Below are 16,472 nucleotides of genomic sequence, written 5' to 3' on the forward strand. Positions count from 1 at the left end.
CTGATTAAAGTTTCACTTTATTAGGAGTGTTTATTTCGAAAAAAAAAGGCCCTTTTAGAAGGGCTTTTTTCTTACACGATTTGTGTAAGAACGGCTTATTGCCAAAACATTGCCAAAACACTGTCAAATATGAGAAACGGGGGACATTCATATTGTGTTCTAAAAGCATGCATTTTATACTTGAAATAATAAATTATTTTTGGAGTGAATAAAAATGAGCCAATTTTCTTTTACAAAAATGCATGGTCTTGGAAATAGTTATATATATGTAAATATGTTTGAGGAACAAATTAGAGAAGAAGATTTAGCAATTGTAGCGGAAAAGGTTTCAAATATTAATACTGGTATTGGTGCAGATGGAATGATTTTAATTTGTCCTTCTGACGTGGCACCAGTAAAAATGCGCATGTTTAATAACGATGGTTCAGAAGGAAAGAGCTGTGGAAATGGTTTACGCTGCGTAGCGAAATATGCGTATGAGCATAAACTAGTAGAAGGTAAAGTTTTCACAATTGAAACGTTAGCTGGTATTGTTACGGCAGAAGTAACGGTAGAAGATGACAAAGTTACATTAGCGAAAATCGACATGGGAGCACCTCGTTTAACACGTGAAGAGATACCGATGCTTGGTGAAGGAGAAACACCGTTTATTCGTGAAAACTTCTTATACAATAATCACCGTTATGCATTTACAGCTGTTTCAATGGGGAATCCACATGCGGTTATTTTTGTTGATGATGTAGAAAAAGCGCCTCTTACAACGTTAGGACCAGTTCTTGAGACACATGAAATGTTCCCAGAGCGAGTGAATGTTGAATTCATCGAGATTTTGAATGATGAAGAGATGAATTTCCGCGTTTGGGAACGTGGATCTGGTGTAACACAAGCTTGCGGGACAGGAGCATGCGCAGCTGTCGTTGCGGCAATTTTAAATGGAAAAATGGAACACGGTAAAGAAATTACAGTTCACTTAGCAGGCGGCGACTTAATGATCGCATGGACAGAAGAAGGAAATGTATTAATGAAAGGACCTGCGGAAATAATTTGTCGCGGAGTGTATGAGTACAAGATAGAAGCGTAAAGATGTATAATAGAATGAGAACAGAAAGGATGGTGTATTTCATGATTGAAGTAACAGAACAAGCAGCTTTTCAAATTAAAGATATGTTAAAAGATGCTGAAGATGGAGAGAAGTACGTGCGCCTTGCTGTACATGGCGGCGGATGTAGTGGTCTTTCTTACGGCTTAGGTTTTGAAGTAGAACCAAACGAAGACGACACAGTTCTTGAGTTTTTCGGTGTTGAATTTGTTATCGATAAAGAAAGTGCTCCGATTGTTAAAGGAGTGAAAGTTGACTATAAGCAATCTATGCTTGGTGGCGGATTCACAATCGATAATCCAAACGCAATTGCATCATGTGGATGCGGATCATCTTTCCGTACATCGTCGAATGCTGGTAAGCCGGAAGAGTGCTAAGTTTTTTTATTCCGTTAGTCTAGGCGGAAACTGAATCGGAGAGTTACGGATTATACGGTTTAGACCGCAGGAAAACAAGTATCTTTTGGGAGATAAACGACCCTAAAACGTTCAATATACGGTTGTGGAAGATGACCTTCTTAGCGATGGATTCTAATCGTTAGGGAGGTCTTTTCTTTTGCCGTAAAAAAAGAAAAAGAGTATTACAAAGATGGTGAATGCTAGCCCCAAATATCCGCAACTGCCAACAGTGTTTGAATAAAGAAGCGCCCCATCATCGTATTTTCTAGTAGTCCTACGTTTAATGCATGAATTTTAATCCTTTTTGCGTAGTTCATTATGACACCGTTCGTTATAAAAAATCAAAAAAGCCGTCTTCCAAATTTGGAAACCGACTTTTAGATATGTTGTACAACGATCGCATGCTTTAGTTGTACAAGGAATTTTCAAATTTTAATCTAATTTATCTTTGCATAGATGCAGGTATCAGTTAGTTTGTTACCGTCAGCTGAAAGATCTTCATTACGTAATATCCCTTCAAGCTCAAAACCTAGTTTTTCAGGGATCGTACGACTTTTAGTGTTATTAGATTCACATCGTATTTCAATTCTTCTAAATTTGAATAACTGAAATCCAAGGTTTGTTAACGCACTTACTGCTTCTGTCATATATCCATTGCCACTAAATTGCGTGTTAATCCAGTAGCCAATTTCACATTTAGAAATCTTCCAATTAATTCCGTGAAGGCTAGCAGTTCCAATAAAATCATTAGTCCCCTTATGATAGATAAGATAGCGAAAGCTTTCTCTTTTCAAAAAATCTATATGCGCATTTCTTAGGATAATTTCTGTTTCTTCAACAGTAGGAATTGACTGGAATAAAAGCAACCATTGCTTTAACTCATTAATTGAATCCTTAATAGCTTGGTATACTACATTCCCTTCACCAGCTTGAAGTGGTGCTCGAAGAATTAGTCTGTCTGTTTCTATTTGTAACGGAACATCTAATAAAATAGGATGCATATAATTTCTCCTCTCGAAAACTTTAAATTATGACAGAATGAAACTTATATAATAAAAAAACTTTCACCCAAAAGAAATAATTCTTGAGGAAGAGAGTTGCAATTTCTATAATGAATGAATTAAAAAATACCTTATCTCACTAATAGGAAATCCCGTTACAGCATCAATATAAGTTATTATAGAACCGTGCGAAGTACAGGAATACAGTAAAGCTTATTTCCTATAAAGGAACCTACCAAAAATGAGTAAACAATAAATATATATTCAATTAATTACTTAGAAATCCCTTTTCACATATTGAAAACTAAACTGCCAGTTGATACCAAAAAATAGCTAACGAAGTAGCCTAAGGTTGTTCAACTCATGCATGCGTTAGTTGAATAAAGAATTATTATTTTTCATCTATTGGCTTCCAATTTCTTTATTTACACCACGAATATCATGGGAAACCACCTGAACTTCAGCATCATTCCACTTACAAATTGGACATGTTTCCTAATTATTACGTTCTTTTAATGTTTTATAACCGCAACAAGGACAGGTTTGATTATTTATCATATACTCCTAATTTTTTATGCTTTATTTTATCATTTTTTAATCTGCCTTAAACTAAACGCATAATTTACAATTGATAATCCAAATGCAATCGCATCATGTGGTCATCTTTCCATACAGCATCGAATGCTGGTGAGCCAAAAGAGTGCTAAGTTTTTAGCCGAAATAGAAAAAGGTCTTTTATTTTGCTTTAATTGTTCTCTTTCTTACAGCTATAATTGAAGGGTAGAAAGAGGAGGGATATATGCTGGAAGATATTTTTGAATTTGTAGTGAAGTACGTGATAGGTCCTATTTTTAGATGTATAAGATACCTTGTGATAGATATTATAATAGAATGCATAATAGAAGGTGTAATAAATGGTATAAGGAAATTGCGTGATAAAATTCGTGATAAGTGGCGAAACTGGCGCGAAAGACATTATTGGCGGTAATGGATACATAGAAATATTGGTAGTAAAGAGATAGAAGATAAAAAGCCTTAAGAGAGATGAATTATAAAATTCATTTCCCTTAAGGCTTTTTATTTTGAAATTTTGTATACAAAGGGAGATTTGAAATGAGAAAAGATAAGTTCATGAAGGAAGGTCACCATCGTGGTGATCATCATAAAGGAAGAGATAGGTTACATCATTGCGAGAGAGCAATTGCCTTTTTAAAATGGTAGCAACTCATCCGAAATTAGAATCTGTACTCATTCCAATTGGTGACGGGATGACTGTTTCTAGAGTGAAGAAATAATTATTATCTTACAAAAGTGTAATGTTCATGTCATGTTTTTGAATTTCTTCTTTAGAGCTTAGGCTTTAAGATAACAATATAAGAAAAACACATGAGGTGAAGGAAATGAAAAGATATATTGCACTTTTTAGTATTTTAGTTGTATTTGCAAGTCTATTAGTTGGCTGTGATTTAAACCGTATGGGTAAAGATGAGTACTACGTTCAAATTACTACTGATGGAATCGAAAAGAATGAAAAAGCTGATAATGGTCAGCCGCACAAATCATTCGAGTATAAGTTACCTGGATTTGATAAGGATGGTAAAGAAAAAGAAATGGAATTTACCGCTGTGAAAAACCTTCGTAAAGAAGCATTCCTACGCGTATTCCATTCTGATAAAAAGGGCGTAACAGCTTGGGAAGAAGTGAAAAAGGACGAGCTTCCAGCGAAGGTGAAAGAAAAATTAGGTGTGAAATAAAGAATGAAGAAAAGGAATTGACGATCATGGTCAATTCCTTTTTTTGTTTTCGAATTCTTCTTCAGAAATTACTGTAAATCCATGTCTCCGGAATAGCGCTGTTGTTACGCCATATCCAGTTTGTTTATTTCCGTTAAATTCGCCAGTATAAATAGTAGAACTACCACATGAAGGACTGCGTTCTTTCAAAATGATATATTCTGGGTTTAAATCTTTTATTTGTTCTAATGCTTTATAAGCACCACGCACGAAAGCCTCCGTGACGTCTTGTCCTTCTTTCGTCATCACTTTTGCTTTTCCATCTAAAACGTCATCGCCATTACCACCGATAATTTCAGCAGAAGGGCGTGGTGTAGGTAAACCGCCCAATACTTCGGGGCAAACGAGGATGGTGTCTTCCTTTTGTAATAACTCTTCTATTTTTGAAACGAGATTATCGTTGCCGTCATAACGACAAGCAATGCCACCTAAACAAGCGCTAATTACAATCATATTTTCATCTCCAATAAAAAAATATTAAATATCACGCCAATTTCTCTTCCTGTTTCTTACCTATAAATGAGGTGATAAAAATGGGAAGCTTATATAATTTAATGAAACCATATAGTGAATTTCGAAGTAAAGAAGAGTTTAATACATATCAAAAACAAGTTTTTAAATGTTATCAGTTTCAACTAAATAAGACTGATTCTTTAGTTATTCATTTTTTAGGGAAATATGCGGTTAATGAGAAGAACGAAACAGTTGGTGTTGCTTGTCCGTTAATGGAGACAATTGCGACGAATATTGGAAAGAGTATTCGGACGGTACGTCGCTCGATTGCGAAGCTAGAGGAGCTTGGAATTGTAAAGCGTGTTGCGACAAAAGAAAGATATAAGCGCGGCGGATATAGTGCAAACTTATATGTATTTCTTACATCTGCGATTGACCGCATGGATGACCGTATGAAAATGTCCGCATGTGAAAGTGGGGGGCACGCAACTGGCTGTAGTGGAAATGAGCAAAAAAATGAGGGGGAAACAATTCTTTCTAAAAACATTCCACAAATAAAAGAGAAAAGAAAAGTAACGTACGAGCTTGATGAAACGTATTGTCGTCATGATATACCGAAGCCTTTTATATACGCACTTATACCGATGACGAGTCATCCGAAGAAGCTTAATACACTGTGGAGTAAAGTGGAGCTTGCTTACAAAAAAAGCGGATTACTAGAGCAAGGTGTTTTATTAGACCAGATTTTAGCTGATGAAGAAGTGTATGGAAATTTAATTCGGCGGGCTAAAAGTGTTGTGAGAGCGTATAAGTACGGAGAAATTCGTAAAGATGTCGGAGCACTATTGTATAGTACGATGCGAGATTTATTTTTAGAAATTGGATTAGAGTGGGGAGCGGCATTAAGGAGAAGTAAGGGAATACCGTTATTCGATCCATTTAAAAAAGAGTCATGCGTATAATACATGACTCTAAGAGCTAATCGAACTTTCTTACAACTGGGACACGAATTGCTACAAATAGTACAAAGACGATAACGGCGATTGCACCGCTTTTCATAACCGTTACAATTGGAATGCCTATCCCAAGTGCAAGCGATGTAAATGCGTAAGAGAGCGGAATGAATCCCATTGATGAAAGCATGAGTAAACTCATAACGCGTCCCATCATCTCTTCTTTTACCGTCGATTGGATCATTGCCATAAGTGGAACGATAGCCATCGCGATTGTAATACCGTAAAACATTCCGGCTAATAACGCTTGCCAAAGTACAGTGCTAAAGTTGATGGATAGGAAGAATACACCAGACAGTAGCATCATGATAATGCAAAATAGACCACGTCTGCGGTTAATGTTTTTTAATCCGACAATGACAGCTCCTATCGCCATCCCGCCGCCAACAGCAGCTTCTAAGTAACTAAACTGAAGTGAATCACCGTGCAGAACGTTTTTGACGAAGAGCGGGAAGCCTACTTGCATTGGGCCGATTAAAAATAAGTTTAAAAAGGCGCTACATATAAGGAAAGTTGAAAGAAATGGTGATTCTTTTACATATGAAATTCCCTCTTTAATAGAAGTAAACATGCCTTTATCTGTTTCATTTTTTTCGGGTATTGTAAATTGTATTTTTTGAACGAGTATTGCAGCGATAATGAGTAGCAGGATTGTAATTGAAAAAATTGTTTCATAGTTCGTAAATTTAATGAGAATACCGCCAAGTACAGGGCCTAAAATAACCGATCCTTGGTTTGTCATTTGTGTAAGTGAATTTGCTTGTGTTAAACGGCTTTTTTCTACAAGTTCAGGCAGAATAGATCCATCTGCTGACCAGAAGAAAGCGTCAGCAAGTCCGAAGAACAAAGCGAACAAAGCAAATGTATATAGTGTTACATCACCGACGATGAACCAGGTGAGAATGGTTGCGACAAGAATAGCGCGAATAATATTAGAGTAAAACATAATGTTTTTTTTCGGGAATTTATCAGCTAATGCTCCGCCGATAATCATAAAGATGAGCCTTGGAACACTAAGAGCCACGAAAACAATACCGAGTGAAGCCTCAAGGTTTAATGTTTTTGCTATGTACCATGTTTGTGAAAAAGTAAAAAAGGCTAAAGCAAAACTTGAAAAGAGCGTAGCTGCCCAAAGAAAAAGGAAGTTCGTATTTTTTAATAACGGTTTTCCGCTTCCTTCTAAAGCAGATTTATTTTGTTGTAGTTCCTCCATATTGCTTCCTTTCTATGTACCGATTTTAGACTAAAAAACCTATTAACAATCATTTTGTCCCGCGTTAACGGGCAGTAAAACTCCCACCTCAAAATTTGGCTCGAGCAAAGAAGTTAGGTGGGAGACCAACTGCCCGTAAACGCCCGATTGGTGAGGGCTAATACTCAGTGGGGGATGAACAAAACCCCCACTGAGTATAGTTTCACTTTATACAGTTTCTAATATTTCTATACTGCACTTTCTCATTGTAGACAATAATAATGAATTTGCACAGTGGCTATTTCACGACAAAAAAAGATGCCAAAGGGCATCTTTTTTTAAGCTAGTGCAATATAAATATCCAATTGTACGTTATTTGGATCAAGTGCTCTTTCGTCATAAAGCTCAAAGTCTGTTGTAAAAGCACGTTTGTTTTCTTTCGACCATTGCCAAATATATTCCCAAGTTTCACAAACGACTTCAGACACAGGACCTTTTCTCGTTGTAAATACTGCATACGTTGCGGCAGGTATTGTTAAGGCTGTCATATTTTCAGGAACATCGTCTAATGAAGAAACGGACATGCCGATAGTAAATTGATATGTACCAGTTTCATCTGATTCGTAGTTTGAATAGAAGGCGAATGTTTCTTTTGTTTGTTGATGTGGAATTTGATGCATGATTTGTTCTTGGAAGTAGCGATTCCAAAGCATTGGAATCCTTCCTTCAGTCGATGCTTCTTTTTCGTTTGTCGTCGTAATAGAGACACCGATTGCTTGGAAAGCTTCTTTTTTTACGATAATAGGTTCTTTCATTAATAAAACCTCCCTTTATTAAATGAAACGTACGTTCTGTTTTTATTGTAACATATTTTGGAAGGAAGTAATATTTTTTATCAAATTGCAATGTATTTTAGTTAGGAAAAGGAGAGAGTATGAAAAGAACTCCTCTCATGTAAAAGGAGTTCTTTTCATTTCTATATTAAAACATACTTGAGCTATGCATTGGTTGAAGTTTTGCGTTTGGATCGAAGTAAGCTTTTGCATTGTTTACTGCTGTCGGTGCTTCACCAAAGCCGCAAGCAATGAGTTTTACTTTTCCTTCATATGTACAAATGTCACCAGCAGCGTAAATACCAGGAATATTTGTTTCCATTTTTGAGTTCACGAGGATGCTGTTCTTTTGAATATCTAAGCCCCAATTTTTAATTGGACCAAGCGAAGAAACGAAGCCGTAGTTTACGATTACGTCATCAACATCGATGATAACTTTTTCTTCTGTTTTTACGTGCTGAAGAACAACTTGTTCAATCGTATCATCACCGATGAGTTCAACTGGAACGTAAGGTGTGCTTACTTCTGCACGGGAATTCAGTAAGCTTTCTACGCTATGTTCATGTGCACGGAATTTATCACGGCGATGAACAATTGTAACTTTGTCCGCAATCGGTTCTAACATCATTGTCCAATCTACTGCTGAGTCACCGCCGCCGAATACAACGACGCGTTTTCCAGCAAATTTATTCATATCATCAACGAAATAATGCAAGTTTTTCTTTTCGTATTTTGCCCCGCCTTCTAATTCTAAGCGGCGTGGTTGGAAAGCACCATTACCAGCAGTAATAATGACAGATTTAGAGTAGTGAGTTTGTTTATTTGTAACAAGTTTAAATATACCGTCAGCTTGTTTTTCAAGCGTATCAACAGCTTCTTCTAGGCAAACAGTTGGATCGAACTTTTTCATTTGTTCTTTTAAGTTATCAACTAACTCTTGTGCACGCACTTTTGGGAATCCAGCTACATCATAAATATATTTTTCGGGATATAGTGCGGATAATTGCCCTCCAAGTTGAGGTAAGCTTTCAATAATTTTTACACTTGCTTGTCTCATTCCGCCATAAAATGCAGTGAATAGTCCTGTTGGGCCACCACCAATAATCGTTATGTCGTAAACTTTTTGATTTTCTGTCATTTTCATTCCCCCTATAGATGATGGAATTTTAATATTGATTTCATATATTGTTCATATGTACATGAAAATCCTGCAAATGATGACACTTTCAAATAAATGATAGCATATTTCAGTTAATAATACTTCTGAAAACGACTGAATAATAAGTAAGTTTGCACATAGATGTTTTAGAATCGTATAAAATATAGCGAAAGGAAAATACATGAAAAAAAGGCTAAAAAACCCTTGAAAACGCTATGTTATTTTAAAATATTGATAATTCTCTAGGTGCTTGAATTATGGAATAAAACCGACTAATATAGGGAAGTATTATGTTAAATTTCTATGACAAATTTCGTACGATTTTTTGACTGCGTTTTGTTATGATATAGAATGTGATAAATTCCACATTCTTGACAAATAGATTTTTTAGTACTTGGTATTATTTTTTATTACTATTATATAAAGAAAAGGGTTGTGATTTAGTGAAGACTCCAAAAATCGTAGTTTTAGGTGCAGGTTATGGCGGGATGATTACGACTGTTCGTCTGCAAAAAACATTATCTGTAAGTGAAGCTGAAATTACGTTAGTAAACAACAACAGCTATCACTACCAAGCAACTTGGTTACATGAGAGTGCAGCTGGTACATTACAAGATGATAAAATCTGTCTAGATATTCAAGACGTTATTGATACAAATAAAGTGAACTTTGTACAAGATACAGTAGTAGAGATTAAAGCTGCTGAAAAACGTATTATCTTAAAAAATGGTGAATTAGAGTATGATTACTTAGTAATCGGTCTTGGTTTCGAATCAGAAACGTTCGGAATTAAAGGATTAAAAGAGCATGCATTCTCAATCACTAACATTAATGCAACTCGTCAAATTCGTGAGCATATGGAAGAAAAATTCGCTCAATATGCGACTGAAAAACGCGATGAGTTAGTAACAATCGTTGTTGGTGGCGCTGGGTTTACTGGTATCGAGTACGTAGGTGAGCTTGCAAACCGTATTCCTGAACTTTGCAAAGAGTACGATGTTCCACGTGAAAAAGCACGTATCATCTGTGTAGAAGCTGCTCCAACAGCACTTCCGGGTTTCGATCCAGCATTAGTAGAGTACGCTGTAAAACAACTTGAGAAAAAAGGTGTAGAATTCCGCATCGGTACAGCAATTAAGGAAGCAACTGAAGAAGGTATTATCGTTGCAAACGGTGATGATGCAGAACTTCTTAAATCTGAAACTGTAGTTTGGGCTGCAGGTGTTCGTGGTAACGGTATTGTGGAAGAGTCTGGATTTGAAGCAATGCGCGGACGCATTAAAGTGGATGAGTACATGCACGCTCCGGGTCATGAAGATGTATTCATGGTTGGTGACGCAGCGTTAATCATCAATGAGGAGATTAACCGTCCATACCCACCAACAGCACAGATTGCAATTCAAGAAGGTTATAACATTGCACACAATTTAACTGTGTTAGTTCGCGGCAAAGGCGAAATGAAAAAGTTCGCATTTGATAATAAAGGATCTGTATGTTCATTAGGTCATGACGATGCAATGGGCGTTGTTATGGGTAAAAAGTTGACAGGTTGGAAAGCTTCATTCATGAAGAAAGTAATCGATAACCGTTACTTATTCCTACTAGGCGGACCTTTATTAGTTCTTAAAAAAGGTAAATTGAAGTTCTTTTAATATATAGTAGAAAAAGCAGAAACGGCTATGAGCTGTTTCTGCTTTTTTTGTATTGAAAATATAGTATAATATATAAAAAAGAAAGAATATTCTGTCCGTTTGGTGGAGGAGGTTATATCATGGGGAAGCGAGGGAAAGTGTGGTTAGCTGTCAGTGGCTTAGTAGCTACAGAAGATGGGAGATGGCTATTCGTTAAGAAAAAATACGGTGGATTGAAAGGGCAATGGTCTTTACCTGCTGGTTTTGTTAATGAAGGTGAGACTGTTGATGAAGCTGTGAAACGTGAAATTTTGGAAGAGACAGGAATTGTTGCTCATGTAAAGGGGATTATTGGTATTCGCTCGGGTGTTATTCATAATGAAATTAGTGATAATATGATTATTTTTCTTTTAGAGCCAGAGGGAGAAGACGTTATCGTACAGGAGAAAGAATTGTCGGAAGTAGCTTTTTTACATCCAGAAAATATTGCAGATGATCAAAATACTTCTGTACTCATCAAATATTTATTAGAAGGAAGAGCAGAGTCGTATTTTGAAATGGACAAAACATTAAATCCAGGAGAGCAATTTGGTTATACGGCTTATCATGTGTTTACGGCGTATGCGAAGGAGAGGGAGAAGAAGTGAGTATACCGGTACTACTTATTTCAATGATGTTGTTCTTTATTTTATTTTTTGGAATTGGATTTTTACTCAACATGATTTTGCGAGCTACGTGGGTAATGGTTATTGTGTATCCGATTATTTGTATGCTTATTATTAATAAAGCGAGTGTATGGGACTATTTTTCAAAGCCAAAAGAAACATTTTCTTCATTTGGGACGAGTGTATCGCATTTAGGACATGCAGATGTGTTTATTCTATCTACTGGATTAGTAGGTGCTGCTTTAGCAGGAATCATAATTAAAAAACTTCGGAAAAGTGGATATCAAATGTTTTAATCTCCAATCAATTTGGAGATTATTTTTTTGCATATTCCTTCATCGTATAGGGAATGATTAACGATGAAGGAGTGTGGAATATAAAAATGTTAAAACGATATTGTATTCGCATTATGATGACTTGTTTACTTGCATTCGCATTATGCGTAACATGGAAGGCTTTCACAGGAGTTTCTTTATTAGAGATTATAAAATCATATGAAGAAACAAGTGCAAAAGAAGTACATGCAGCAGAAATTGAGAAAAAAATTGCTCCGAGTAAAGAAGTGATAAATGCTTTAGAACAGGCAAATGACTGGTCTAAATATCGCGTTATAGAAATGACTGCAACTGGCTATACATCAGGTATAGAGTCAACTGGAAAGAGGCCGGGGCATCCAGAGTATGGCATTACATATTCAGGTGTTAAAGCAAAAAGGGATTTATATTCCACAATCGCTGCTGACTTGCGCGTATTCCCGCTTGGGACAATTCTATTCGTGCCAGGTTACGGATATGGTGTTGTAACTGATAAGGGCGGTGCTATAAAAGGAAATCGTCTCGATTTATATTATGATACGGTGAAAGATGTTTATAGCCAATGGGGTAAGAAAAAAGTAAATGTGTATATAGTGAAAATAGGAAATGGTAAGTTTTCGGAAGAAGAGTTAACGATGTTAAATCAAGACGAAACGATGCAAGTGTTTCGTGGACAATATTTAAAACAAAGATAGTCTAGTGGTAATAACGCTAGACTTTTTTTTGTCTTATTTCACCATAGAAGATATTGGAGATAGCATCTTTATATGAAACGATAGAATTTAGAATTGTCGCATTTTATCGAAAATAAAGTTATAATAGACATAGAGAAATTTAGGGGGTCTGAACATGTTTCAAGTACAAAAAGAATTAGCAAGTCATGAAGCGGTAATTGTTGCCTTATTTGAAGAAGATAAAACGAATAGCTTTGTACAAGAACTGGATAAAGCGTTTGAAGGACAGTTACAAGTTTTATTAGAAGAAAAAGAACTTTCAACTAAGAAGAAAGCCATTTCAAAAGTACATAGCTTAGGAAAAACAAATGTTAAACGTTATTATTTTGTTGGTTTAGGTAAGAAAGAGTCATATACAACAGAAACGTTACGTGCGGCTCTTAGTAAAGCTTTTAAATCATTACAATCAGCAAAAGTAAAAGACGCAGCAATCTTACTTGACTCTTTCGTAACAGATAAATTAGACACGATTGATGTAGCTCATATTGCATCGGAAGTATATTGCCTTGGTACATACGGATTACAAACATATAAAACGGATGAAAAAGAAAGAGTAGAGTTAGAAAAACTGATTGCTATTACAGCAGAAGATGCACAAGAAATTGAAGCAGCATTAACAGTAGGATACGTACATGGACGTGCAACGAATTCAGCTCGTACACTTGTAAATATGCCGCCAAATGTATTAACAGCGACAAAGCTTGCTGAATATGCAGTTGAATTAGCGGAAAAATACGATATGGATTATAAGGTTCTTGAGAAAGAAGAGATGGAAGAGCTTGGTATGGGTGCATTACTTGCAGTAAACCAAGGATCTACTGAACCGCCTAAAATGATCGCTCTTATTTATAAAGGAAAAGAAGAGTGGAAAGATGTAATTGGATTTGTTGGAAAAGGGATTACATATGATACTGGCGGCTATTCTTTAAAACCACGTGAAGGCATGGTTGGTATGAAAGGTGATATGGGCGGTGCTGCAGCTGTTCTTGGCGCGATGGATATCATCGGTGAACTTCGCCCTGAGCAAAATGTAATTGCTGTTATTCCATCAACTGACAACGTTGTAAGTGGTACAGCATTTAAGCCAGATGATGTTATTACATCTATGAGCGGAAAAACAATTGAAGTATTAAATACAGATGCAGAAGGTCGCCTAGCGTTAGCTGACGGTATTACGTATGCGAAGAAACTTGGTGCAAATTACTTAGTTGATGTTGCAACATTAACAGGCGGTGTAATTGTTGCACTTGGAAATCATACAACAGGCGCAATGACAAATAATGAAGAATTGTTTGAACAAGTGTTAGAGGCTTCTATGGAAACGGATGAGCCAATTTGGGAATTGCCGATTTTTGAACGTGATAAAGAACTTGTCAAAAACAGTAAATTTGCTGATTTAAATAACTCACCAGGCCGTGAAGGACATGCGGTTATGGCTGGGACATTCCTTGGTGAATTTGCAGAAGAAACACCATGGGTACACTTAGACATCGCTGGAACATCTGAAACAACAGGTGCACATGATTTAGGACCATCTGGAGCAACAGGTGTAATGGTGCGTACACTTGCAACACTTGTTGAGCGTTTCGGAGAAGAATAAAGAATGCAAAAAAAGTTGTCTGGAAAGGTCATCATATAATGAACCTTTCCGGAGCAGCTTTTTTTATTTTATAGGTATTCTATAAAGAAATTGTATATAACGTCCCACTTAAAGCGAATGAAGTACGCCCTGTTTCCTCAGAGACAACTAATATAAGTGAATCGCTTTTCTCTGATAAGCCAATTGCAGCCCTGTGACGTGTTCCTAGCTCAGGATTGATTTCTATACTTTTTGTTAATGGAAGAATATTAGCTGCTGAGACAATATGATTATTTTTAATGAGAACGGCTCCGTCATGAAGAGGGTTCCCTGGATAAAAAATCGATTCAAGTAGTGGCGCGGTTAAGTGTGCGTTTAATGTCGTTCCAGTTTGAATGAAAGAATCAAGAGCGTCACTTCGTTCCACAATAATAAGAGCACCGTGTTTTCGAGCGCTTAAATGTTGGACAGCTGTAGTGATGAAATGTGAACTTTCCGTATAAGGTGATAAATATGCTTGAATATAATATGTAGCTGCTAACGTCTGTACATTTGTTAACATATGATGAATATCTTCCATTTTACATAAAATACATTCATCTTCTTTATCGATTGCATGCTTCATGTTTGATAATTCTTTTTCAGCAATTTCAATCATCTGCTTTGTTTTTATTTTGAGCTCTTCTGACAAGCCCCATTCTTGCATAATCCTCATTCCCTTTGGTGGAGTATTTAACCATAGTGTATACAAATATTTATAGTAAAATCCTGCTAGATTTTAAAAAATATTGAGATGCAGGTTGTTTTTTTCATATAATGAAGGTACGACAGGCGAGAGGAGATGGAAGTATGAATTGGAAACAAGAATTTAGTCGCTGGCTTTCATATGCAGAATTAGACACAGAATTAAAAGAACAGCTAGAAAACATGAAGCAAGATGAGAAGAAAATCGAGGATAGCTTTTATAAAAATCTAGAGTTCGGCACAGGTGGTATGCGTGGTGAACTTGGTGCTGGTACGAACCGTTTAAACGTATATACAGTTCGTAAAGCAACAAAAGGATTAGCTAGGTTTATTGAAAAATTAGGTGAAGAAGCGAAAAAACGTGGTGTTGTTGTCGCGTATGATTCTCGTCATAAATCACCTGAATTCGCAATGGAAGTAGCTGCTACACTTGGTGCACATGGTATTACAACATATGTATTTGAAAGCTTACGTCCAACACCAGTGCTTTCTTTCGCAGTTCGTCATTTACATACAGCAAGTGGAATCGTTCTTACGGCAAGCCATAATCCGCCCGAATATAACGGTTATAAAGTATATGGTGAAGATGGCGGCCAGTTGCCTCCAAAAGAAGCTGATGAGTTAATTAGCTACGTAAATGCAGTAAAAGATGAATTAACAGTTGAAGTTGCTGATGTTGAGCAATTAAAAGCTGACGGTTTATTACATATAATTGGACAAGAAGTAGATGATGCATATGCGGCAGAATTGAACAATGTCATTATTAATAAAGAGATGGTGAAAGAAGTAGGAAAAGATTTGAAAATCGTCTTTACACCATTACATGGAACATCAAATATTTCGGTACGCCGTGGTTTAGAAGAAGTTGGATTTACAGATGTAACAGTTGTAAAAGAGCAAGAGTTACCAGATCCAAACTTCTCTACAGTAAAATCACCAAATCCAGAAGAGCATGCAGCGTTTGAGTATGCAATTCGCGACGGTGAAAAAGTAGGCGCTGATGTGTTAATCGCAACAGATCCTGATGCAGACCGTCTAGGTGTAGCAGTTCGCAATCATGATGGTGAGTTCCAAGTGTTAACTGGTAACCAAACAGGTGCGTTAATGCTTGATTACTTATTATCACAAAAGAAGGAAAACGGAATGCTTCCAGAAAACGGTGTTGTTTTAAAAACAATCGTAACGTCTGAAATCGGCCGTACAATCGCAAAAGCATACGGTTTAGATACAGTTGATACGTTAACTGGATTTAAATTTATCGGTGAAAAAATTAAACAGTATGAAGAAAGCGGACAATATGAATTCCAATTCGGTTATGAGGAAAGCTATGGTTATTTAATCCGTCCATTCTGCCGTGATAAAGATGCGGTGCAATCAGTCCTATTTGCATGTGAAGTAGCTGCGTACTACAAATCACAAGGTAAAACGTTATATGATGGTCTGTTAGAAGTATTTAAGAAGTACGGTTTCTTCCGTGAGGACCTTGTATCGTTAACGTTAAAAGGAAAAGATGGTGCCGAACAGATTCAAAAGATGATGGCAACATTCCGTGAAAATCCTCCGAAAGAAGTAGCTGGTTTAACAGTCGTTGCAGTTGAGGATTATAAGGAAAGCATCATTACAACGTTACAAGATGGAAATAAGGAAGAGATTCACTTACCGAAATCAAATGTGTTAAAATATCAATTAGAAGATGGTTCTTGGTTCTGCTTACGTCCATCTGGAACAGAGCCAAAAATTAAATTCTACTTTGGTGTACAAGATGATTCCTTACAAAATAGTGAACAAAAGTTACTTACTATTAAAGAAGATATTATGAATCGTTTATAATAGAATAGAGTGCTACAGATAGGAAAAGGGGAGA

General features: G+C 36.4%; 17 protein-coding genes and 3 pseudogenes. 13 read left to right on the forward strand and 7 right to left on the reverse strand.

Translation table 11 applies throughout. The features are described from left to right. The first annotated feature begins 214 nt into the window (after positions 1 to 214). Positions 215 to 1,081: a diaminopimelate epimerase gene (gene dapF / locus MR071_RS01380; protein WP_002015893.1), complete on the forward strand. Its 867-nt coding sequence runs from the start codon at positions 215 to 217 to the stop codon at positions 1,079 to 1,081. Between the two features lie 41 nt (positions 1,082 to 1,122). Beyond that, positions 1,123 to 1,476 (forward strand): HesB/IscA family protein, encoded by a 354-nt coding sequence (locus tag MR071_RS01385; protein WP_105585475.1) that lies wholly within the window; start codon positions 1,123 to 1,125, stop codon positions 1,474 to 1,476. Positions 1,477 to 1,706: 230 nt separating this feature from the next. On the opposite strand, the pseudogene MR071_RS01390 reads toward MR071_RS01385, so the two are convergent. Then, a pseudogene (locus MR071_RS01390) lies at positions 1,707 to 1,793 on the reverse strand (recombinase family protein); the annotation flags it as partial. 141 nt (positions 1,794 to 1,934) lie between these two features. Beyond that, a complete protein-coding gene (locus MR071_RS01395; protein ID WP_105585474.1) occupies positions 1,935 to 2,498 on the reverse strand; it encodes a GNAT family N-acetyltransferase in 564 nt (187 codons plus the stop codon). A gap of 621 nt (positions 2,499 to 3,119) precedes the next feature. Between MR071_RS01395 and MR071_RS01400 the strand changes: the two are divergent. The 4 genes and pseudogenes from MR071_RS01400 to MR071_RS01410 form a co-directional block, all read left to right on the forward strand. Continuing rightward, a pseudogene (locus tag MR071_RS01400) lies at positions 3,120 to 3,205 on the forward strand (iron-sulfur cluster assembly accessory protein); the annotation flags it as partial. A 92-nt stretch (positions 3,206 to 3,297) separates the two neighbouring features. Beyond that, on the forward strand, positions 3,298 to 3,486 hold the full coding sequence (locus MR071_RS01405; protein ID WP_105585473.1) for a hypothetical protein: 189 nt from the start codon (positions 3,298 to 3,300) through the stop codon (positions 3,484 to 3,486). Positions 3,487 to 3,709: 223 nt separating this feature from the next. Further along, a pseudogene (locus MR071_RS25720) lies at positions 3,710 to 3,793 on the forward strand (O-methyltransferase); the annotation flags it as partial. 105 nt (positions 3,794 to 3,898) lie between these two features. Continuing rightward, positions 3,899 to 4,252: a YxeA family protein gene (locus MR071_RS01410; RefSeq protein ID WP_002129712.1), complete on the forward strand. Its 354-nt coding sequence runs from the start codon at positions 3,899 to 3,901 to the stop codon at positions 4,250 to 4,252. A gap of 30 nt (positions 4,253 to 4,282) precedes the next feature. Here the strand turns inward: MR071_RS01410 and MR071_RS01415 are convergent, their stop codons facing one another. Then, the gene (locus tag MR071_RS01415; protein ID WP_105585472.1) at positions 4,283 to 4,744 is read right to left on the reverse strand and encodes a 2-thiouracil desulfurase family protein; all 462 of its coding nucleotides are present in this window, start codon (positions 4,742 to 4,744) and stop codon (positions 4,283 to 4,285) included. An 80-nt stretch (positions 4,745 to 4,824) separates the two neighbouring features. Between MR071_RS01415 and MR071_RS01420 the strand changes: the two genes are divergently transcribed. After that, complete coding sequence (locus MR071_RS01420; protein ID WP_105585471.1) at positions 4,825 to 5,706, forward strand: helix-turn-helix domain-containing protein; 882 nt, start codon at positions 4,825 to 4,827, stop codon at positions 5,704 to 5,706. Positions 5,707 to 5,722: 16 nt separating this feature from the next. On the opposite strand, the gene MR071_RS01425 is transcribed toward MR071_RS01420, so the two are convergent. The 3 genes from MR071_RS01425 to MR071_RS01435 form a co-directional block, all read right to left on the reverse strand. Then, the gene (locus tag MR071_RS01425) at positions 5,723 to 6,970 is read right to left on the reverse strand and encodes an MFS transporter (RefSeq protein ID WP_105585470.1); all 1,248 of its coding nucleotides are present in this window, start codon (positions 6,968 to 6,970) and stop codon (positions 5,723 to 5,725) included. A 317-nt stretch (positions 6,971 to 7,287) separates the two neighbouring features. Beyond that, a complete protein-coding gene (locus MR071_RS01430) occupies positions 7,288 to 7,764 on the reverse strand; it encodes a GyrI-like domain-containing protein (protein ID WP_105585469.1) in 477 nt (158 codons plus the stop codon). A 166-nt stretch (positions 7,765 to 7,930) separates the two neighbouring features. Next, positions 7,931 to 8,920 carry an NAD(P)/FAD-dependent oxidoreductase gene (locus MR071_RS01435; protein WP_142395813.1) on the reverse strand — a complete coding sequence of 330 codons (990 nt, stop codon included), beginning with the start codon at positions 8,918 to 8,920 and terminating at the stop codon, positions 7,931 to 7,933. Between the two features lie 464 nt (positions 8,921 to 9,384). Between MR071_RS01435 and MR071_RS01440 the strand changes: the two genes are divergently transcribed. The 5 genes from MR071_RS01440 (at position 9,385) to MR071_RS01460 (ending at position 13,885) form a co-directional block, all read left to right on the forward strand. Further along, positions 9,385 to 10,593, forward strand: coding sequence for an NAD(P)/FAD-dependent oxidoreductase (locus MR071_RS01440; protein ID WP_002112603.1), 1,209 nt, complete (start codon positions 9,385 to 9,387; stop codon positions 10,591 to 10,593). Between the two features lie 119 nt (positions 10,594 to 10,712). Beyond that, entirely contained in the window at positions 10,713 to 11,219 is a 507-nt protein-coding gene (locus MR071_RS01445) for an NUDIX hydrolase (protein ID WP_105585467.1), read from the forward strand. Beyond that, positions 11,216 to 11,533 (forward strand): YuiB family protein, encoded by a 318-nt coding sequence (locus tag MR071_RS01450; RefSeq protein ID WP_002089308.1) that lies wholly within the window; start codon positions 11,216 to 11,218, stop codon positions 11,531 to 11,533. The genes MR071_RS01445 and MR071_RS01450 overlap by 4 nt, the downstream gene beginning before the upstream one ends. A gap of 86 nt (positions 11,534 to 11,619) precedes the next feature. Beyond that, positions 11,620 to 12,246, forward strand: a complete 627-nt coding sequence (locus MR071_RS01455; protein ID WP_142395812.1) for a 3D domain-containing protein — start codon at positions 11,620 to 11,622, stop codon at positions 12,244 to 12,246. A 154-nt stretch (positions 12,247 to 12,400) separates the two neighbouring features. Beyond that, on the forward strand, positions 12,401 to 13,885 hold the full coding sequence (locus tag MR071_RS01460; RefSeq protein ID WP_242234677.1) for a leucyl aminopeptidase: 1,485 nt from the start codon (positions 12,401 to 12,403) through the stop codon (positions 13,883 to 13,885). 79 nt (positions 13,886 to 13,964) lie between these two features. On the opposite strand, the gene cdaS is transcribed toward MR071_RS01460, so the two are convergent. Next, positions 13,965 to 14,570 (reverse strand): sporulation-specific diadenylate cyclase CdaS, encoded by a 606-nt coding sequence (gene cdaS, locus MR071_RS01465; RefSeq protein ID WP_105585464.1) that lies wholly within the window; start codon positions 14,568 to 14,570, stop codon positions 13,965 to 13,967. A 143-nt stretch (positions 14,571 to 14,713) separates the two neighbouring features. On the opposite strand from cdaS, the gene MR071_RS01470 reads away from it, so the two are divergent. After that, positions 14,714 to 16,438 (forward strand): phospho-sugar mutase, encoded by a 1,725-nt coding sequence (locus MR071_RS01470; RefSeq protein WP_105585463.1) that lies wholly within the window; start codon positions 14,714 to 14,716, stop codon positions 16,436 to 16,438. The last annotated feature ends 34 nt before the right edge of the window (positions 16,439 to 16,472 follow it).

It is taken from the genome of Bacillus cereus group sp. BfR-BA-01316 (assembly GCF_022664195.1).
Classification (GTDB): domain Bacteria; phylum Bacillota; class Bacilli; order Bacillales; family Bacillaceae_G; genus Bacillus_A.